We start from the raw sequence: 20581 nt of genomic DNA on the forward strand, positions 1-20581 counted from the left end.
ACAGAACGGGAGAGAGCGGAACGCGGAACTCGACGTGGTACTGACTTCGCGGTCGGTCGTCGAACTCAGTCGGCGTACAGCGAGTAGACGATGACGGCGAAGCCGACGGCGGTGAGACCGCTCAGTTCGTCGTGAGGATCTCGACTACGTCACGGTGACCGAGCTCGTGGCCCGACCCGATCTGACGGCCGCTACGGCAGTCGATGCCGTGGAGCAGTCCGTCGCCGATATCGGAGTGGAGGTGGTAGGCGAAGTCCTCCGTCGTCGATTCCTCGGGGAGGATGAAGCAGTCGCGGAAGACGCCCTTCTCGTCCTTCTTCCCGTTGGCGCTGCCGGGGAAGATGGCGATACAGCCGAGCTCGTCGAACAGCGCCGCTTCGAGCGCGGCCTGCACGCCGGTTCCGTCGTACTCCTCGACGAACGTTCGGACCTGTTCGAGTCCCGCCTCCTGTTCCTCGGAGACGTCGCCGACGATTTCGAACGAGGAGTCGCCCGCGTCGTACTCGACGACGCCCGCCTCGTCGGCGTTCTTCAGCGCCTTCTCCGCGTGCGCGCTCGCGGGAACGAACGTGAGGTGGTCGTAGTCGGGGTCGGCGGCGATCTCCTCGTAGTTCTCCTGGGCGACGGGTTTGTCCATCTTGTTCGCCGCGATGACCATCGGTTTCGTCCGCTTGCGAATCTCGCGCGCCAGCGACTCGCGGTCCGCCTCGTCCCACGTCTCGGGGTCAAGTTCGAGTCCCTCCGCGAGGATGACCTGCTTCATCCGGTCCTTGTCGATTTTGAACGCGCTCATCTGCTCTGCGAGGTCCTCTTCGACGTGCTTCTCGTCGCCGTCGTAGCCGCTGTGGTAGCGCTCGATGCCCTTTTCCAGGATTTCGAGATACCACATGTCGAGTTCGTCTTCCAGGAAATCGATGTCGTCGCGGGGGTCGTGGCCCTCCGTCGCCTCGCCTTCGATGTCCGTCTCGCCGGAGAAGTCGACGACGTGGACGAGCACGTCCGCCTCGTTGAGGTCGGTGAGGAACTGGTTGCCGAGGCCCTTCCCCTCGTGAGCGCCGGGAATGAGTCCGGCCACGTCGACGAGTTTCGCCGGAACGTAGCGGGTGCCGTGGCTACAGAAGCCGACGTTCGGCGTACACGTCTCGTCGAACTCCGGAGCCGCGCAATCGACGCGGACGTACGCCTCTCCGATGCTCGGGTCGATGGTCGTGAAGGGGTACGCGCCCTCCGGCACGTCGTTCATCGTCGCCGCGTTGAAGAAACTGGATTTGCCCACCGAGGGCTTGCCCACGAGACCGATCTTGTAACTCATTGGTCGTTCTGGCGTAGCGACGCTCAAAAACCGTTCTACCCGCATCGCGTGTGCGTGAAACACTCTGTCGTGCGTCGATCGGTCGGCACACCGAGCACTGCGCGTCGCCGTCGTCCGGTGTACATTTGGGCCCGTCGGGTCAATACTCGCCCATGAGCGATACGTTCGGCGTCGGCATCCACGTCACCGAGACCGACCTCCAGTTCGTCGTCCGGGTTCCCTCCGACATCGACTCGGGATGGACCGACCCCGAAGAGTTCCAGCGGCTCGTCGAGCGCGTTGTCTGGGAGCGACTCGACCAGAAGACGGTGCTCCGGGAGATCTCGGCATCGACACCGACCGGCGAGACGGTCTCTCTCGGGACGGTGACGCTCGAACCGGACGGAACCGTCGTCGACGAGTCGCTTCGTTCGCCGTCCCCGGAGTCGTAGTTACTCGCTGTGGCCCATCCCCGCCAGCAACTCGCCGACCGCGTCGAGTAAGTCGGCGTCGTACGTCGTGAGGTCGTACCGGTTCGAGCCGACGGTGTCGTTCCACAGTTCGATGACGCCGAGTTCGACGAGCGTCTGCAGGGCGACGCCGAGACTCTGCGGCGTCGTCTCGGTGTCCTCTAATCCGGCGTGGAGCTGGCGTGCCTGCGGGTAGCTTCGGGTCGACTTCTCGATTGCGCGCTTGGTGTCTCGCCAGTGCCGACGGAGATATCCGAAGTTCGTCGGGTTCTCCGCGCGGAGTCGGTCGATGCGAGCCGACATCGACTCGCAGACGTCGACGCTGTCGAACAGGCCGGCGATGGACGCGTCGACGGAGTCCGCCTCGGCGTGACAGACCGCGAGAACGGTGTCGCGTTCGGCGAGTTTGTGGAGCGTCCGCAGCAACGGAACCGCCGATTCGCCCTCCAAAAGCGCCGTCAGCGACTCGACCCAGACGAACAGCAGTCGTTCCGGTGCGGGTCGCGTGAGTGCGGTCTCGAGCGTGTCGGCGACGACGTCGGGTGAGACCGGTACGGACGTGTTTCTCAGGGCGACGCCGCCGAAAAGCGAGTTGTTCGACGCCGAGGACGCCGCACTCCGTGTGGGCTCGTCGACGGCGAGGATCGTATGTCCGGCCGGCTCTGGGCCGACCTCCGCTCGCCACCGGTTCAGCCACTCGTCGGGGGTCGTCTCGGTCAGGACGGCGACGACATCCACCGACGGTGTTCGGGTGAGTGTCGACGGCAGCGGCGCTTCGTCGCCCGTTTTCCGGAGGTGAAATCCCGAACCGGTGGCCGTTGTTGTCGACGAGTCACCCATAGTGATGTTCCTAATCCATGTCGTGCGGGATAGAAAGATAAGTGTGTCGGTAGTCTGATGATTGTGTTTAGCCGTGACGAACTATAGTCACGGTCCTTCGAAATGAAGAACGCCCGCAGAGCGCGTGCTCTGTGGGCGATGAATGAGGTATGAGTGAGAGGCGGCGAGAACGTGTTTCCAGAGGCTCGCGCACTCCAGTAGTTGCGTTCACGCTGGTGAGCTTAACTTCCGTGTTCGGGATGGGTACGGGTGTTACCTCACCGCTGTGGCCGCCTTAACGCCGACGAACGGAGTCGAACCGTTCTTTCTTCCAAAGTCGGTTGTGCAAGACGAATGCTGTCTTGGGCTTGCGGAAACCGTAGTGTACGTGCAATCCAGTGAACGCCTGGACCCATTCGATCGAATGGATGCAGCGTCTGAAAACCTCTATACCCATGCGGTATGAGTGATGGCTGGTCTGTTAGTGCTCGCGGGCTGAACAACTCGTTGCCTCGTTGCGCACACCCCGAGTCTATCGAACTCGTCTTCTACGAGTGACCTTGGTGGTATCTCTTTTCCATGTGGGTTTCGAGCTTAGATGCGTTCAGCTCTTACCCCGTGTTGCGTGGCTGCCCGGCAACTGCCCTGTCGGACAACCGGTACACCAGTGGCAACCAATCGTAGTTCCTCTCGTACTATACGATCGTTCACGTCAGATACCTCGCACCCCCAATAGATAGCAGCCGACCTGTCTCACGACGGTCTAAACCCAGCTCACGACCTCCTTTAATAGGCGAACAACCTCACCCTTGCCTGCTTCTGCACAGGCAGGATGGAGGGAACCGACATCGAGGTAGCAAGCCACCGGGTCGATATGTGCTCTTGCCGGTGACGACTCTGTTATCCCTAAGGTAGCTTTTCTGTCATCGACGGGCCCCATCTATGGGCCTCGTCGGTTCGCTAGACCACACTTTCGTGTCAGCGACACTCGTTGGGAATGTCACTGTCAGGCTCTCGTTTGCTCTTGCGCTCTTCTTCGGGTTTCCGACCCGAATGAGAGAACCTTCGGGCGCGCTCGATATCTTTTCGAGCGCGTACCGCCCCAGTCAAACTGCCCGGCTACCGGTGTTCTCCTCCCGGAGTGAGGGTCGCAGTCACTGACGGGTAGTATTTCAATGATGTCTCGGCGGCCCGCTAGCGCGGGTGCCTGCGTAACGACTCCTACCTATGCTGCACATCAGCGACCACGTCCCAGCGACAGCCTGCAGTAAAGCTCTATAGGGTCTTCGCTTCCCCTTGGGGGTCTCCAGACTCCGCACTGGAATGTACAGTTCACCGGGTCCAACGTTGGGACAGTGACGCTCTCATTGATCCATTCATGCAAGCCGCTACTGAAGCGGCAAGGTACTACGCTACCTTAAGAGGGTCATAGTTACCCCCGCCGTTGACAGGTCCTTCGTCCTCTTGTACGAGGTGTTCAGATACCTGCACTGGGCAGGATTCAGTGACCGTACGAGTCCTTGCGGATTTGCGGTCACCTGTGTTGTTACTAGACAGTTGGAGCGTCCGAGTCACTGCGACCTGCCCTGTGAGGGGCAGGCATCCCTTCTTCCGAAGGTACGGGACTAACTTGCCGAATTCCCTAACGTCGGTTATCCCGACAGGCCTTGGCTTTCTCTGCCTGAGCACCTGTGTCGGATCTCGGTACGAATATCACGCTCGTCTTTTCACGGGCCCGAGGTTGGATCGACTTTCGCTGTTTCACCGTTCTTCCGCTTCGTGCCATGACGGCTTCCACGGAGTTTGATGATTCGACTGAGCGACTGCTCAGCTCGATCTACCCCCAGGCGTCGACTTTGAGTGGTGATAGCACTGGAATATTAACCAGTTACCCTTTTGTCTCATTCGAGTTACGGTGAGACTTAGGATCGGCTAACCCTCGGCTGATTGGCAGTGCCGAGGAACCCTTGCTCATTAGGCCGTCGGGGTTTTCACCCGACTCTCGCTGCTACTGTGACCAGAATTTTCGTCACTGAGCGGTCCACGACGAGTTCTCACCCGTGCTTCCGCCCGCTCAGAGTGCCGACCTACTGGATTACTCTGTAAGAGTACCGCCGGGTCTCGGAAGTGGACTTGAGCCCCGATCATTTTCGACGCCTCAAACCTCGGCCGGTAAGCTGTTACGCTTTTCTTAGAGGGTTGCTGCTTCTAAGCTCACCTCCCGGCTGTTTAGGGCTCGAGACTATCTTCGATTGCACTTAGTCCACATTTTGGGTCCTTAACCCAGCTCTGGGTTGTCTCCCTTACGGTCCACAGGCTTACCCCGCAGACCGGACTCCCAACGTCTACGACGTCTGTAAGTTCGGAGTTTGACAGGGAGGCCGACTCCTCTCGGAGGCGGGTCTCCCAATCGGTCGCTCTACCTCACAGACTATCTCAGTTGAGGTCATGCTTCGACATGTTTCGGTCGGAACCAGCTGTTGCCGAGTTCGATGGGCCTTTCACCCCTACACATGGGTCACGAGAGGGTATTGTAGGACACCAACTCTAACAGGCCTCCACGTGGCTTTCGCCACGCTTCACCTTGCCCCCGTGTAGATCACTCGGTTTCGGGTCGTACCCACGCGGCTCCCCGCCCTTGAAGACGGTGACCCTGGCCGTGAGGCTGCGGTCGTATCGGTTTCCCTGTGCCTTCCTCGATAATCGAGTTAGACTCGCCGAATAGGTACACTCTCTGGTTCGTTTTTCAAAACGCACGACGCGACATCGGCTCCTCACGAGTTCTACTGCAGGATCGCTCCTGTGTCGTTTGTCGTGAGGCCTTTCATGCCCCGTCGTTCCATCGCCACCTGATTTCAAGCTCTATTGCACGGTCCTTCTCGGAGTGCTTTTCAGCGTTCGCTCACGCTACTTGTTCGCTATCGGTCTCGAGGAATGTTTAGTCTTGGCTGAGGATGCCAGCCAAATTTACGAGGGATATCCGACCCCCGCTACTCTGGAGTTGACCCACGGTCGTTCATTGACGATACGGGGTTGTCACCCTGTATCACGCTTCGTTCCAGAAGACTTCTCGTCAATGGCAGACCGATGTTGGTCAGTCCGAACACCACATTGCCCGTGAGGGCTTCGGTTTGGACTGTGTCGTCTTCACTCGCCGTTACTAACGACATCGCGGTTTGCTTTCTTTTCCTGTCGGTACTAAGATGTTTCAGTTCCCGACGTTCCCTATTGCGCAGAGGCAATTGTGAAGGGATTCCCATTAGGAGATCCTCAGTTCTTGGCTTCCATGCAGCTCCCTGAGGCTTATCGCAGCTTGGCGCGTCCTTCTTCGGTTCTCGAGCCGAGCTATCCACCAGATGGCAAAGTAGCCATACGATGGTATAGTGATGGACACTGTAATCCGTTCGATTGAACGGGTCCAGTGGACGTCTGGATTGCACGTACACACGGTTTCATGACACGTGCCGGAGTGAATGGTCACGTGTTCAACCCTTCCCACCCGCGCTTACACGAGGTGGTGCATCGGTCTTGCTTCGGACTTGAATCGAGTGGCGTCTCCCACTTAAGGGACACGGTCTCGGGTCGGTCCGAGTGATGGACCCACAGGGATTCGAACCCTGGGCATCCTCCTTGCAAAGGAGGCACTCTACCACTGAGCTATGGGCCCACTCCTGCTTTCAACCAAGCAGGAGCGTCTTTTGAGCCAACGTAGTTCTGAGGTGCCCGACCGACAGAGCGGTCGTCGGCGAACTCAGGATTGCAATGAAAGGTGTGCCACCCACGTCGGGGTGGTCACGGGTCAGTAGGAGGTGATCCAGCCGCAGATTCCCCTACGGCTACCTTGTTACGACTTAAGCCCCCTTGCGAAGCCCAGATTCGACTACCGTGTGGTAGCCTCATCCGGACCTCACTCGGGTGCTTTGACGGGCGGTGTGTGCAAGGAGCAGGGACGTATTCACCGCGCACTTCTGATACGCGATTACTACCGAATCCAGCTTCATGTGGGCGAGTTTCAGCCCACAATCCGAACTACGACCGGGTTTCTGAGATTACCGCCCTCTTTCGAGGTTGGAACCCTTTGTCCCGGCCATTGTAGCCCGCGTGTTGCCCAGCACATTCGGGGCATACTGACCTACCGTTGCCCGTTCCTTCCTCCGTGTTAGCCACGGCAGTCTCCTTAATGTACCCAGCCAGCCGGAGCTGCTGCTGGCAATTAAGGATGCGGGTCTCGCTCGTTGCCTGACTTAACAGGACGCCTCACGGTACGAGCTGACGGCGGCCATGCACCTCCTCTCAGTAGCTCAACATAGAGGTCATCAACCTGATGATCATCGCTACTGTCGATGCTGGTGAGATGTCCGGCGTTGAGTCCAATTAAACCGCAGGCTCCTCCGGTTGTAGTGCTCCCCCGCCAATTCCTTTAAGTTTCATCCTTGCGGACGTACTTCCCAGGCGGCCTGTTTAGCGGCTTCCCTACGGCACAGCACCCACTCGTAGTGGGTGCCACACCTAACAGGCATCGTTTACGGCTAGGACTACCCGGGTATCTAATCCGGTTCGAGACCCTAGCTTTCGTCCCTCACTGTCGAGTCCGTCTTCCCAAGGTGCTTTCGCCATCGGCGGTCCGTCCAGGATTACAGGATTTCACTCCTACCCCGGACGTACCCCTTGGGTCTTCCGGCTCCAAGCCGTGCAGTTTCCACCGGACGTCCATCCGTTGAGCGGATGGATTTCCCGATGGACTTACACGGCCAGCTACGGACGCTTTAGGCCCAATAAAATCGGTCATCACTCGAGCTGCCGGTATTACCGCGGCGGCTGGCACCGGTCTTGCCCAGCTCTTATTCGTGTACCATCTTACGGTACACAAAAGCGAGGACTGTATGCCCTCGCACTCGGGGTCCCCTTGTCGCACTGTCGTGCAGTGTAAAGGTTTCGCGCCTGCTGCGCCCCGTAGGGCCCGGAATCTTGTCTCAGATTCCGTCTCCGGGTTCTTGCTCTCACAACCCGTACCGATTATCGGCACGGTGGGCCGTTACCCCACCGTCTACCTAATCGGCCGCAGCCACATCCTACAGCGCCGGAGCGTTTCGAGTACTCGGCATTCCAGCGTGAGTACGGTATGAACTATTAGCCTCAGTTTCCCGAGGTTATCGTTCTCTGTAGGGTAGTTTGGCCACGTGTTACGGAGCTATCCGCTACGAGTCTGAACTCGTACAACTAGCATGGCTAAATCGGACCCCGATAGCAATGACCTCCGGCAGGATCAACCGGAATGCTCCCGAGCACAAGGCTCGGGGGGCGTGGCGGGATTTGCTCCCTGACGGGAGCGAATCACCGTTATAGGTATTGCATGGTCCGAGTTCGGCGACGAGACCGTCGGTCGGTCGGGTGTCACCGAACTACGTTGGCTCACATCAGATTCCGTCTGTACGGCGGACCGCAGGGGCGGAATCCTCATTTCCTTCGGACCTGAACCAATGCGATTCGCGGGTATAAACCCGTCGAATCTCGTTGGCGGCCCGTGATTGGTGACCGAGTCGAACGGCCACCGGATCACACTGCGTCTTGCTGCATTTCTATTGAGTGGTACGTAGAACTTAATACTGTTGATTCGACCTTATCTACGAAAAATATCTGGAAATTCGAGTTACCATCCAACATGGTAGTCGTCGACACGAAACGGGTCAGTTTCTCATGTGATGCGACAATGCGGTAGTTGAGGGATACACAGCGGGTGGACGCGATAGTCATATAGTCATTCGCGCGCATGTGTGAAACAAGATTCGTGTCGGTTTATAAGGCCGGGGCGAGGAAACCAGAGCGAACAATGACGACGCCGGCAGATTCAATCGAGATACAGAACGTAGTCGCATCGACTGGTATCGGACAAGAACTCGACCTGGAAGCGCTCGCGGAGGATCTTCCCGGGGCAGATTTCAATCCGGACAACTTCCCCGGCCTCGTCTATCGGACCCAAGACCCGAAGGCGGCCGCGCTCATCTTCCGTTCGGGGAAAATCGTCTGTACGGGTGCCAAGAGCATCGACGATGTCCACGAAGCGCTCGGGATAATCTTCGAGAAGCTCCGTGAACTGCGCATCCCCGTCGAAGAGAGCCCCGAGATCACCGTCCAGAACATCGTCTCCAGCGCTGACCTCGGTCACAATCTCAATCTCAACGCGCTCGCAATCGGTCTCGGCCTCGAAGACGTCGAGTACGAACCCGAGCAGTTCCCGGGACTCGTCTACCGGATGGATCTCCCGGAAGTCGTCATCCTCCTCTTCGGGAGCGGGAAAATCGTCATCACCGGCGGCAAGCGAACCGACGACGCCGAAACGGCCGTCGAAGAGATCGTCGAACGAATCCAGAATCTCGGTCTGCTCGGTTAAGACTGACGACCGCATCGACCGTTCTGTCAGGAGCGACGCACTCGTGCGACTACGGGTGGTCGCTCCGATAGTCGTATGGGACAAAAGAGAGAACTCGCGGAGACGCGTCCCTGTACGCGCGAAACCGTCCAGCGCGCCCTCCCAGGATTCACCGATCGAGGGTGGGTCGAGAGCGCCCACCGGAGTATCATCTCACACTCGGTGGTACGGAACGCCGAATCGAACGTCGCTGTGACACCGGGTCGAGCATCGCTGAGACACCCCCGTCACACTCGATGATTTCGGATGTATTACAGTGATAAAATGTATGACAGTCCCGCCGACGAGTCAACGCAGTCAGCGTTCGCTGACCCGTTTCGGCCCTCGACCGATTCAGAGCGCGAGAGCGGCTACGAGTCGTCGTTTTCGGTCAGAACTTCTTTGACTACTTCCGGATTCTCGAGCAGTTGGTGTTTCGTGTAGCTCCCCTCTGCGCTTCCGCCGCTGTGTTTCGACTGTTCGATAATGTCGAGAAATGCGTGCTCTTTCAGCAAATCGCGCACACGTCGGAGCGAGAGACTGTCGGAGCCCTCTTGGCGACAGATGCTCTCGTAGATCTCGTAAACCCGACTGGTCCGGAAGCCGTCTTTTCGCTGGTTCGACAGCGAGAGCACGGCGAGCGCCTGGAGCACGTACCGCGAGTGGGGCGTCGACCCCCGGATGAGTTCGCGGAACCGGTCGGTTTCCGCGCGCTCGCGCGCCTGCGTGACATAAATTTCTTTGACCGTCGGTGCGCCGTTCGACTGCGCGATTTCGCCGGCGTATCGGAGGATGTCGATCGCCTTCCGCGCGTCACCGTGTTCGCGGGCCGCGAGCGCCGCAGCCCGCGGTATCGTCGACGGGTCGAGAACGCCCTCGCGGAACGCGTCGCTGCGGGCGTCCATGATATCCCGGAGCTGGTTGGCGTCGTACGGCGGGAAGACGAACTCGCGCTCGCAGAGACTACTCTTGACCCGCTCGTCCATCCGGTCTTTGTACTGTATCTTGTTGCTGATGCCGATGACGCCGAGTTTGCAGTTCTCGATCTTCCCGGCCTCGCCCGCGCGCGAGAGTTGCATGAGGATATCGTCGTTCTCCAGTTTGTCGATCTCGTCTAAGATGATGAGGACGACGTCGTACGTCACGTCCAAGATTCGCCACAGGCGCTTGTAGTACGTCGCCGTGCTGAGTCCTTTGTCGGGGACTTTGATGTCGGTGAGCTCCGACTGGTTGACGCTGTCGGCGATAGTCTGGACGGCCTGGGTCTCGGTGGTGTCCTGCGCACAGTCGACGTAGGCGAACGTCGCGTTGACCGCCTCCTCGCTGGCGGTCTCGACGAGTCGCTGGGAGACGTACTTCGCGCAGAGCGACTTTCCGGTCCCCGTCTTCCCGTAGATGAGGACGTTGCTCGGACTCTGTCCGAAGATGGCGGGGTTCACTGCCGTCGCGAGGTCCGAAATCTCGTCGTCGCGGCCGACGATACGACCCTCACCCGGGAGGTGGCTGATTTCGAGTAACTCTTTGTTGGCGAATATCGGGTCCTCACGCGTGAAGAGGTCGTCCCCTGCGTCCGGCATACCCGAGCACACCACGTTTCCGGTGAAATGGTTTCCGGATTACCGACCGTCGACACACACACCACGTTTCCGGTGAACGGGGTCGAAGGAAAAGAGAGGGTCCACCCGAAACGGGGGTTTCGATTCACCGGAAACGAGGTGACCCCCTCTTTCGACGGGGTTCGAGCGGTAGATTTCGACGGGGTTTGAGCGGTAGATTTCGACGGATTCCGAGTGGTAGATATCGGCGAATTTCGAGCGGTAAGGGCCGAGAACTGTGAGAACGACGGAGTCGGAAGCCACGGAAAGTCGTTTTCTGGGCGGATCGACGGAGGCCGATCAGTCGAAACCGGTCGATCAACTCAAACCGGTCAGCCAGCTAAACCCGGTCAACTCTACTATCGATATACGAAGCCCGTTCGGCCCCCGTCCGGGGCACCTCCAAAACCCTCCGTTCACGTGGAACCCGTTTGCAACCTCATTCTACAATTTTCGCAACCAGTTTACTGGACTGTTATCGTTCCCAAGTAATAAAACAATAGGCTTTTACCCTAATGTAGATAGATAACTAGCGGCAAGAATGGGCAATCTAGCGGCGAGATGTTCCTGGAAACAATAACCGTAGCCGCTCCCTCGTCCGAGTTGCCGTCCCCACCTACCCCTTCGTTCACCCGTTCACCGGAAACGTGGTGTGTCCGCGACCCTCTGGACACTCGTACACGAATTTCGCTTCGATTGTAAGACGTTACAATTCGACTTTACGGCCTCGAACGTCATTCTCCCGCTAGGTTCTACGCGTCTCCTCCCTCGGACAACGTCAACACGCTTTCACCGGAAACGTGGTGTGCGACACTCTGGCTTACTGTAGACGACTCAGTTACCAACAGACAACTCCGTTCACCCGCAGACGGATCCGGACGATCTCGTGCTTCGCCCACCTCTCGTGCTTTGTCGACTCTTGGACTTCGTCAACTCTCGGTCGACTCGCATACTTTACCGACTCTCGTGCTCTGTTTGACCCTTACACTCCGCACCGGGTACCACGCGGTGTGGTACCTCCTAAGCGACGACATCTTCTCTCGTCACAGAGAAGCCAATTTCACCGGAAACAAGGTGTCTCCCTGACACAGATACGGACGTTCTCCATCTGTCTCTCCAGCATTTGGTAGACGACACGTCACTTCTAGCGTCGGCGGAACCCGAAAAGACCCATTCCGATACCCCTGTTTCGACGGTTTCGTTCCGATAGTTTGGCTCTGACGACTCCGCGCCATCCTCGGCTTTCACCGGAAACTCGGTGTCCTCGCCTTCTCCCCCGCACCCACTCAGGATTCACCGGAAACTCGGTGTCAGTCACCTCCGTTTGAGGGCAGTACTGTTCCGGCGTCGAACCGCACGCGGGATATAACTCCCAGACGCGATCTACCGCACGGTCACGTTCACCGGAAATGCGGTGTGATGGCACGCCCGTTGATGCCACGGCCGCTACTGCGATTCGCTCTATACGGGTACATAGATCTATCATTTGTATAGTACTATCACACCGGGTCATTGAGTACAAAGACCAATACTGCACTCGTGATCTCCCAGGACCAGTTTTCAGTCAGCGCCGATGGGCGTAACAGTCAATATCTGGCGGGGGCATACGTGTCAACAGTGGCCACTCGACACGGCGGTCAACGCGTCGAATCGCCGAGCATCCGCTCGAAACGGACGCCACACGACCCTCCGATTAGAGACCCGACTCTCTACGCGCTCACCGATCACTTCCGTGAGCGACTGCGACAGCCGGGTCGGTACGTCTCGCTCTCCGCGGTGAGCGACGCTATCGAGTACGGACAGCTCCGGTGGAATCGGACCGAAGGGTGGCGGTTCGCCCTCGTCCGCGACGGCGTTCGGTTTCTGGTCGTCATCGGCGACACGGAGACGACCTCGCCGGTCGTCGTCACCGCGTGGACCGAAATCGCCGACTGGGACGAGGCGCTGGCTGCCGACCGCTGGACGGCCGACGACGTTCATACGATTCGGCTCAGAGCGGCGCTCAGCGAAGACCCCGAGTGCCGGATCCCGTCACACATCCGCCCGCGAATCGTCGAACGGCCGTTCGAGGTGGGCGAACACCGACTCACGACCGCCGCAGGCGACGGTCACGTCGAGTGCTGCGACTGCGACAATCGATTCAGGTCGAAACAGCAGCTACTCACGACCGTCTGCCGTCGAGGCTGAGAGGACCTGACCTCCGTTCGGGGACTTGACCGCCGTAGAACTGACTCCGGAACTGGAACAGCACCATCATACTGGAACAGCATCGTCATCCAGAAACTGAACAGCATCGCCATCAGACATTGAAACGACCCAGTCGTTTCGCCACTAGAACGGTCGCCTAAAACGGTCAATTCATTCAGACACCCAAAACTGTGTGAATGTCTAGTAGAGGCTCTACAAGCGGAAATATAACTACTCAGAGTACGAACGGACGGTATCGTCCGACGGGGTTAGACGGGCCTCGGGGCGGGAGATTTCACTATGCGAAAACCAGCATTCGAGAGAACAGCGATACGAACACGACAGACGGTTCGGCGAGTCGTCTCACCGGTCGTCGAGTCGATTCGCTCGGGTGCCGACTGGGCCGAGAGTCGGCTCACTTCGGAGCGGTCGAATCGGTCGTGGCAGCGCGTCTGGCTCACGCGAAACGACGTACGGTGGCGCAAGGCCAACACCGTCGTCGAGTGCTTCGGCGTCGCCGAAGGCTATCTCGCAACTGTCGAGTACACCGATAGAAACGTGACGTGGCAACTCACCAAAGGGCCCGTTCCGCTCGCCAGCGCGCTCGCCGTCAGCGCCCTCTATCTCCAGTACGGGGTGACACCACACGTCGACGCCGACGGGCGGATGTTCGTCGCCGTCGTCGATGGCCGCCCCGTCGAAGCGTTCCGGAACTTCGCAGAGAAGCCGTTCGAGTACTGCTATCTCGACGGCTACAGTTCGCTCGACGAGCTTCCGAACTGGGTCGACCGGACCGACCTCGAATCAGCCTACAGCCGGCTCGCACAGCGGCACCGACGTGAACTCCCGCCGGGGTAAGATCACTGAGCACTGGGATGAGACCACTGAGCACGAAATCGGGCTGAGCGATTGTCGGGGTACGTAATTGTCGAAGTACGCAATTGTCGGGGGCACACGCCGGCCGGAGTGCGCACCCACCGGAGGGTTGGCCGAAGACTCCGTTTCCGCTCTAACCGTCCAGTCTCCGCCGTCGCTGTCCGGTCTCAGTCGTGACACTCGTCTCTACGGTGAGCACGAGGTCTCCGCTGTGAACGTCCGGTCTCGTCCGTAACTCTCGTCGTTCGCTCCACTCACGCGGCGGATCATTCCTCCTCGAACGTCGACTCCAGCGACTGTACCCCGTTGCTCGTATACAATCGGTCGGTCGTGGCGGCGGCGACGGCGACAGCCCACGTCCCGCTGAGCGACGCGTCGAACAGATGCTCGGGAACCAGTGGCATCGGAATCGGCTCGAATCCCGCCTCCCGCATATCGGTCACGCCGTCGAAGGACCCGACGACGACGCCCTCGGGGTCGCGGACGTGCATGCGTTTGTCGGCACCGCGTCGGTACGAGTAGGGGAACACCGACGCCGGCGGACAGCGCAGGTCGTCGGGTTCGCCGACGGCCGCCACGACGTCTCCGTCGGCGCGGAGAACTGTCCGCGTCTCGTTCTCGTCGCGGGAGGGACCGCCGCCCAGCTCCTCGCGCCACCGCAGTCGCGTATCCGGCCGCGCGACGGCACACAGCGCGTAGCCGCCGTCTGAGCCACCGCCGCTCGCCAGGGCGATTCGGTCGGGACCGTTGTAGAACTCCCGTTCACTACCGTCCGTTTCGACGCCGACCGGTTCCGACAGCAGTTCGGCGACCGTCGCCGCCAGCGTCTCGTCGACCAGCGACGTCGCCGACGACGGTTCGTGGGTCGTTGCCACGAGTCGGCTTCGGTCGGCGGGCGGGACGACGAACAGCGTCTTTCGACCCCGCTCGCGGTTGTCTGCGTGCTTCGAGAGCACTGTCGTCGGGGTCACCTCGTCGATCTCGAGCGGTTCGATGGCGATGGGTTCGCCGCCGAAAAACGACGCACCGTCGGACGTCGGAGGATTGGTGGGTGTGGACGCGGGTTCGGCCAGGCCGGACGACGCTGTCTCACTCGCTTCGGCGGCGGCGTCTGGTTCGGGGACTTCGACCGGTTTACGGGCTTCGGGAGGGTCGGGGACCTTAACGGGCTCGGCGACGGCATCGGGCTCGCGCCCGCTCTCGGGACGCCGAACCGCGTATCCGGCCCGAGTGCAACAGTCCTCGCCGTAGGTCAGGAGGGTCTCGTGCGTGCTCACAACGCCTTTTCTCATCGAACTATCCTTTGGCTCGCTCGTTGAATACGGTTTCGCGGACGGCGCTCGTCTCGGCGTTGCGCAACGAAGAACGCTCGTATCCGCGTTGCGCGAGTTCGTTCACGGTACGTCAACGCCTCCCGTTTCGGTTCCGAGAGAGTCGGAAGCGGTTTTCCGTCGGCGTTCCTACCGGGGACGATGACCGACGACCACGGCGACGAGAGCCGCCGAGATGGGGTATCGAAGCCGCCGAGCGACGGCCCTTCCGACTCCGTGAGCCCTCCCGACTCCGCGGACCCTCCCGACTCCGCGGACCCTTCCGACCCTGCGAACTCCGCGAAGCCCGCTGACTCCGCGGATTCCACGCATTCCACCGATTCCATGGACTCCACGGACTCGACGAACTCCGACGGCGACGACTCCGTCACGCTCGACTCGTTCTACGACGCGCTTCAGGCCGAAGGACGACCGGTCGTCACCGCACAGCAGGTCGCCCGCCGACTCGATATCTCGCAGGCGGAGGCCGCCGAGGCGCTCGACGCGCTCGCCGACGCCGGAACCGTCCAGCGCGTCGACGTCGAGTCCGACCCCGTCGTCTGGTATCCGACGCAGTGGGGCGACGTCGCCACGCGCGAGCGCGTCATTCTCTTCCCCGAGCGCCGCGAAATCGTCGTCGACCGACCCGAGCAGTACACTCGCGCCCAACTGTCGCAGTTCGCCCACCTCGTCGACACGACCGGCGGCGACACCGGCGAGCGCGGCTACCTCTACACGATTCGGACCGAGGACATCTGGCAGGCTCCCTTCGACGAGTTCGAGGGTCTGCTACGGAGCATGCGGTCGGTGCTGCCGCGGCGCTCGCCCCACCTCGAGGAGTGGGCCGAACGCCAGTGGAAACGCGCCCACCAGTTCACCCTGAAAACCCACGAGGACGGCTACGTCGTCCTCGAAGCGGCCAACGAGGACCTGATGGGCAACGTCGCCCGCGAGAAACTCACCGAACAGCACCTCCACGCCCCCATCTCGGACACCGAAAGCTGGGTCCGCGAGGGCGAGGAGGCGGCCATCAAACGCGTCCTCTACGAGGCCGGCTACCCCGTCACGGACGAACGCGACCTCGACACCGGCGACGCCCTCAACGTCGAACTCAACGTCGAGTTGCGCGACTACCAGCAGAACTGGGTCGACCGCTTCGCGGACCAACGCTCCGGCGTCCTGGTCGGTCCGCCGGGCAGCGGGAAGACCATCGCCGGGATGGGTGTGCTCGCGGCCGTCGGCGGCGAGACGCTCGTCCTCGTGCCGAGTCGCGAACTCGCGGGACAGTGGCGACAGAAGTTGCTCGAACACACGACGCTCACCGAGAATCAGATCGGCGAGTACCACGGCGGCACCAAGGAGATTCGGCCGGTCACCATCGCCACTTACCAGACCGCGGGGATGGACCGCCACCGGCAACTGTTCGATTCGCGCGCGTGGGGACTCATCGTTTACGATGAAGTCCACCACATCCCGAGTCGCGTCTTCAGACGCAGCGCCGACCTCCAGACGAAACACCGACTCGGCCTGTCGGCGACGCCCATCCGCGAGGACGACAAGGAAGAGGACATCTTCACGCTCGTCGGCCCGCCTATCGGCACCGACTGGGGCAAGCTGTTCGACGCCGGCTTCGTCCAAGAACCCGAAGTCGAGATTCGTTACGTGCCGTGGACCGACGAGATGGCGGAGAACGAGTACCGCAGCGCAGATGGGCGCGAGCGGTACAAACTCGCGGCGCTCAACCCCGCGAAAGTCGACGAGGTTCGCCACTTGCGCGGCCAGCATCTCGATTCGAAGAGCCTCGTCTTCGTCGACTGGCTTGAACAGGGCGAAGCGTTCGCCGAGGAACTCGACGTGCCGTTCATCAGCGGCGAGATGCCGCACTACCGCCGCCAGCAACTACTCCAGCAGTTCCGCGATGGCGACCTTCGGACGTTGGTCATCTCCCGGGTCGGCGACGAGGGAATCGACCTGCCGAACGCCGAGATCGCCATCGTCGCCTCCGGTCTCGGCGGATCGCGTCGACAGGGTGCCCAGCGAGCCGGGCGGACGATGCGCCCCGTCGGTAACGCGCTAATGTACGTGCTCGCTACCCGCGGCTCTCCTGAGGAGGACTTCGCCGAACGGCAGCTGCGGCACCTCGCGGAGAAAGGCATCCGCGTCCGCGAGTCGGGTGCGTGGCCGACCGGCGGCGACGCGTAGGCCTCCGGCGAATCGACCCGGCACGCGTTGTCGTCGCATCACTGATTTTCTACCAACACTTCCCTCAATAGACTGATTACTTGCCGATGTTACCACTGAACATAAAGTAGTTCGAAAACATCGGAGAGACGTATATGCGTGGGGTCCAGAAAGCAGAGCATGGTACTTACGGTGATTACTGATATCGCAATCTCAACGGTCGGTCTGACCGACGAACTGGGGCCGATGCTGCTGAACAGCGTCGGCGTCTTGGCCCACCCCGTCCGCCGAAATGTCCTCTCGTATCTCACCGCTGACGAGGTACTCAACCGAACGGAGCTATCCGAGCGGCTCGCGGCCGACCGCGAGGTCGCCGGTGACGATGCCGACCGTCTGGAACTGATGCTGCACCACAGCCACCTCCCGAAACTCGCCGACGAGCAGTTCGTCGACTACGAACCTCGAAGCGGGGACGTCGTGCTCTGGAAGGACGCCGACCGAACGCACTCGCTGCTCGAATCCGACTGATTCCCGCGGCCACGCCGCCGCTTTTCGCTCTGATCAGTTACTCCTCAGTCGACTCGTCGCGCTCTCCGCTCTCCTCTCCCTCCTCGCGCGTCTCGTCGCACTCACCGATGTCGTCTTCGCTCGCGTCGTTCCCCGAGCTCAGTCGCTGTCGTTCCGTTTCCGTGAGACCAATGTCGATTCGGCCGTCTGCCCACACGGTCACCTCTCGACCGTTGTAGACGAACGAGAGGTGGTCGTTTCGCTCGACGGCCGCCGTGGAACTCTCTCGAAACACGGCGTCGAGCGCGTCGGGCTCTATCGTCTCGTACAGCGAGTCGATCTGGTCGATGTTTCGACCCTCTATCTCCGCTATCGCGACGATGAGTTGGATGCTGGGGGTGTCTCTGACTCGGTCGTACTCCACCGTGTACCGCTCTCTGTCAGAGTCGTAGTGGATTCCGTTTGGACTATCGAGCGGCCCGGACATTTTTATTAATTACTCATAGAGATAGTATAAGCCTTATTAGAAATGTTCGGCTACTGTCAGCCGTCGGGTTCGGACAGTCCACGAGAGCCGAACTCGACAGTCTGAGAGGGCGTCTCGACGAGAGGTGGATCGGAGGGAGTGCCGAGAACGAGCGACGACCAGCGGGGAACTTCGAGGCGACTCAGGAGAGCGTCGCTTCGAGCGCGTCCATCGCCCGGTCGACTTTCTCGATATCCGCCCCGTAGCCCATGTGGCCGACGCGGATGATGTCGTCGGCGAGGTCGCCTAACCCCGTCGAGAGAGTCACGTCGTGCTCCTCGGCCAGGGTGCGCTGTAACTCGCTCGCTCGCCCTGGGACGTGAAACGCCGTCACCGTGGGTGAGGGCCGCGCGCCGTCGGCGAACAGCTCCAGCCCCATCTCTTCTCCGCGCTTGCGACACAGTTCCGCGGCGGCGACGTGGCGACCGTACACCGCGTCCAACCCCTCTTCGAGAAGCAGGTCGACGGCGGCGTCGAGCGCCGCGACGTTCGCCGCCAGATGCGTGTACGGGAACTCTTCGCTCACGTCGCGCCACGGCAGGAAGTTCGTGTACAGCGACGGAGGGTCGCGCGCCTCCATCGCCGACCACGCCTCGTCGCTGATGGCGGCCGTCGTCAACCCCGGCGGCGCGCTGAAGCACTTCTGTGACCCGCCGAGACAGACGTCGATGCGCTCTGTCGGGACGGGTGTCCCGCCGAGCGACGAGACGGCGTCGACGACGGAGAGCACGCCGTGGTCGTCCAGCGCGTCGAGCACTGGGTCGAGGTTCGTAAGCGTGCCCGTCGGCGTCTCGCAGTGAACCATCGTCGCAAGTTTGAACGGTTCGCCCATCTCCTCGCTCCGTTCGAGCACTGCCTCTACGGCGTCGACGTCGAGCGCCTCCGTGTGCTCGACGCCGACGAGCGTCGGTTCTCCCCCGTAGGTCTCCACGAAGTCGGCGAACCCGTTACCGTAGAGTCCGTTCGAGATGCAGAGTACGCGGTCGCCGGGTTCGACGAGCGAAGCGATGGCCGCCTCCAACCCCAGGATACCTTCCCCACCGGGGACGACGACGTCGTGGTCGGCGTCGTAGACCTCGGCGAGTTTCTCGGTGAGGTCCTCGTAGCGGACGCGGAAGCGCTTCTCTACGTCGGGGTTCGGTTGCTCGCGCGCCATCGCGCGGCGGACGGGTTCCGGAACGGCCGTCGGACCGGGTGTGAGTAGCACACTCGTGTCTCTGTCCTGTGTAACTTTAGCCCGTCGGTGGCGGCGACCCGTCGGTGGTAGTGACCTGTCGCTGACGGTGGCTCGTCGGCGACGGCGACCCCTCGGGGACCATCGCCGGCCGCTTCTCACTCACGTCCGCGACGAAGTCCTTCACACTCGTCCGCGACGGGAAGACACATGTCCTGCCCGTTCGCAGTGTGGGCCATGACCGGCAAGTTCACGCCCGACGACCTCGCCGCCTACGTCTTCTCGCGGACGGGCGCGCCGAACGACGACCTGCTCGTCGGCCCGGCGTTCGGCGAGGACGCCGCCGCCGTGCGAGTCGGCGGCGAGACGCTCGTCGTCAGCACCGACCCCATCTCGCTCGCGGCGGAGCGAATCGGCACGCTCGGCGTGGCCATCGTCTCGAACGATGTGGCTACCTGCGGCGGCGTCCCCGAGTGGCTGACCTGCACGATTCTGCTCCCCGACGACGACCCGACGCTGCTTGACGCCATCACCGCCCAACTCGACGCCGAAGCGACCCGACTCGGCATCACTATCGTCGGCGGCCACAGCGAGTCCGTCTCCGCGCTCTCGCGTCCGCTCCTCTCTTTGACCTGCGCCGGAACCGCCGACCGGTACGTCCCGACGAGCGGCGCGGACCCGGGGGACCGAATCCTCCTGACGAAGGCCGCCGGCGTCGAGGGAACCGCCGTGCTCGCGACCGACTTCGCCGACGAGTTCGACGTCCCCGCGGACCTCGTCGCCGACGCGACGGCGTTCTTCGACGACTTGAGCGTCATCCCGGATGCGGCGGCGCTCACCCCGTTCGCGACGGCGATGCACGACCCGACCGAGGGCGGTGTCGCCGCCGGCCTCACCGAGGTAGCCGTCGCCGGCGACGTCGTGCTCTCGGTCGACCCCGACGACGTCCCTGTTCGCCCCGAAACCCGACGGCTCTGCGACGCAGCGGGCGTCGACCCGCTTCGGATTCTCGGGTCGGGGGCACTCGTCGCCGCCGTGCCCGAAGCGTCCGTCGACGAGGCGCTGGCGGCGCTGGACGCCGTCGACATCGACGCCGCCGAAATCGGCGCGGTCACGTCTCCGAACGACACCGATGCCGGAACGCCGGGTCTCCGTCTCGGAGACGAGCTCTTCACGTCGCCGCCGGAGGACGAGATGTACGCGCTCTGGGACTGAATCCACAGAACACGCGACGAC

14 protein-coding genes, 1 tRNA gene and 3 rRNA genes are annotated in these 20581 nt (G+C 61.3%); 7 read left to right on the top strand and 11 right to left on the bottom strand.

Annotated features, from left to right (window positions below; translation table 11 throughout):
- Positions 1-121 precede the first annotated feature (121 nt).
- A complete protein-coding gene (locus tag LAQ73_RS14105) occupies positions 122-1312 on the bottom strand; it encodes a redox-regulated ATPase YchF (protein ID WP_224268902.1) in 1191 nt (396 codons plus the stop codon).
- Between the two features lie 152 nt (positions 1313-1464).
- Here LAQ73_RS14105 and LAQ73_RS14110 point away from each other — a divergent pair, with 152 nt between their 5' ends.
- A complete protein-coding gene (locus tag LAQ73_RS14110; protein WP_224268903.1) occupies positions 1465-1743 on the top strand; it encodes a DUF8124 family protein in 279 nt (92 codons plus the stop codon).
- On the opposite strand, the gene LAQ73_RS14115 is transcribed toward LAQ73_RS14110, so the two are convergent.
- From LAQ73_RS14115 to LAQ73_RS14135, 5 genes are all read right to left on the bottom strand, one after another.
- A complete protein-coding gene (locus LAQ73_RS14115; protein WP_224268904.1) occupies positions 1744-2601 on the bottom strand; it encodes a hypothetical protein in 858 nt (285 codons plus the stop codon).
- 155 nt (positions 2602-2756) lie between these two features.
- Positions 2757-2878 (bottom strand): 5S ribosomal RNA (gene rrf, locus LAQ73_RS14120).
- A gap of 163 nt (positions 2879-3041) precedes the next feature.
- Positions 3042-5957 (bottom strand): 23S ribosomal RNA (locus LAQ73_RS14125).
- A 218-nt stretch (positions 5958-6175) separates the two neighbouring features.
- A tRNA-Ala gene (locus tag LAQ73_RS14130) sits at positions 6176-6247 on the bottom strand.
- Positions 6248-6384: 137 nt separating this feature from the next.
- Positions 6385-7857: ribosomal RNA gene (locus LAQ73_RS14135) — 16S ribosomal RNA — on the bottom strand.
- The 16S, 23S and 5S rRNA genes sit together here with 1 tRNA gene alongside, the layout of an rRNA operon.
- Before the next feature lie 553 nt (positions 7858-8410).
- Here LAQ73_RS14135 and LAQ73_RS14140 point away from each other — a divergent pair.
- A complete protein-coding gene (locus LAQ73_RS14140; protein WP_224268905.1) occupies positions 8411-8971 on the top strand; it encodes a TATA-box-binding protein in 561 nt (186 codons plus the stop codon).
- 389 nt (positions 8972-9360) lie between these two features.
- On the opposite strand, the gene LAQ73_RS14145 is transcribed toward LAQ73_RS14140, so the two are convergent.
- On the bottom strand, positions 9361-10566 hold the full coding sequence (locus LAQ73_RS14145) for a Cdc6/Cdc18 family protein (protein WP_224268906.1): 1206 nt from the start codon (positions 10564-10566) through the stop codon (positions 9361-9363).
- Positions 10567-12201: 1635 nt separating this feature from the next.
- On the opposite strand from LAQ73_RS14145, the gene LAQ73_RS14150 reads away from it, so the two are divergent.
- Both LAQ73_RS14150 and LAQ73_RS14155 read left to right on the top strand, forming a co-directional pair.
- Positions 12202-12771, top strand: a complete 570-nt coding sequence (locus LAQ73_RS14150; RefSeq protein WP_224268907.1) for a hypothetical protein — start codon at positions 12202-12204, stop codon at positions 12769-12771.
- Between the two features lie 300 nt (positions 12772-13071).
- Positions 13072-13629 carry a hypothetical protein gene (locus LAQ73_RS14155; protein WP_224268908.1) on the top strand — a complete coding sequence of 186 codons (558 nt, stop codon included), beginning with the start codon at positions 13072-13074 and terminating at the stop codon, positions 13627-13629.
- Positions 13630-13913: 284 nt separating this feature from the next.
- Here LAQ73_RS14155 and LAQ73_RS14160 read toward each other — a convergent pair whose 3' ends face one another.
- Positions 13914-14939 (bottom strand): hypothetical protein, encoded by a 1026-nt coding sequence (locus LAQ73_RS14160; RefSeq protein WP_224268909.1) that lies wholly within the window; start codon positions 14937-14939, stop codon positions 13914-13916.
- Positions 14940-15302: 363 nt separating this feature from the next.
- On the opposite strand from LAQ73_RS14160, the gene LAQ73_RS14165 reads away from it, so the two are divergent.
- Both LAQ73_RS14165 and LAQ73_RS14170 read left to right on the top strand, forming a co-directional pair.
- Positions 15303-17159, top strand: coding sequence for a DEAD/DEAH box helicase (locus LAQ73_RS14165; protein ID WP_224268910.1), 1857 nt, complete (start codon positions 15303-15305; stop codon positions 17157-17159).
- Positions 17160-17318: 159 nt separating this feature from the next.
- Entirely contained in the window at positions 17319-17666 is a 348-nt protein-coding gene (locus tag LAQ73_RS14170) for a DUF7344 domain-containing protein (protein ID WP_224268911.1), read from the top strand.
- A gap of 37 nt (positions 17667-17703) precedes the next feature.
- Here the strand turns inward: LAQ73_RS14170 and LAQ73_RS14175 are convergent, their stop codons facing one another.
- The 3 genes from LAQ73_RS14175 to LAQ73_RS17650 all read right to left on the bottom strand — a co-directional run bounded on the left by LAQ73_RS14175 (position 17704) and on the right by LAQ73_RS17650 (position 19532).
- Entirely contained in the window at positions 17704-18132 is a 429-nt protein-coding gene (locus LAQ73_RS14175; RefSeq protein ID WP_224268912.1) for a HalOD1 output domain-containing protein, read from the bottom strand.
- 181 nt (positions 18133-18313) lie between these two features.
- Positions 18314-19378, bottom strand: a complete 1065-nt coding sequence (locus LAQ73_RS14180; RefSeq protein ID WP_224268913.1) for a pyridoxal-phosphate-dependent aminotransferase family protein — start codon at positions 19376-19378, stop codon at positions 18314-18316.
- Between the two features lie 25 nt (positions 19379-19403).
- Positions 19404-19532, bottom strand: a complete 129-nt coding sequence (locus LAQ73_RS17650; protein WP_255634875.1) for a hypothetical protein — start codon at positions 19530-19532, stop codon at positions 19404-19406.
- Positions 19533-19582: 50 nt separating this feature from the next.
- Here LAQ73_RS17650 and LAQ73_RS14185 point away from each other — a divergent pair, with 50 nt between their 5' ends.
- Positions 19583-20560 (top strand): AIR synthase family protein, encoded by a 978-nt coding sequence (locus tag LAQ73_RS14185; protein ID WP_224268914.1) that lies wholly within the window; start codon positions 19583-19585, stop codon positions 20558-20560.
- Positions 20561-20581 lie beyond the last annotated feature (21 nt).

It is taken from the genome of Haloprofundus salinisoli, assembly GCF_020097815.1.
Classification (GTDB): domain Archaea; phylum Halobacteriota; class Halobacteria; order Halobacteriales; family Haloferacaceae; genus Haloprofundus; species Haloprofundus salinisoli.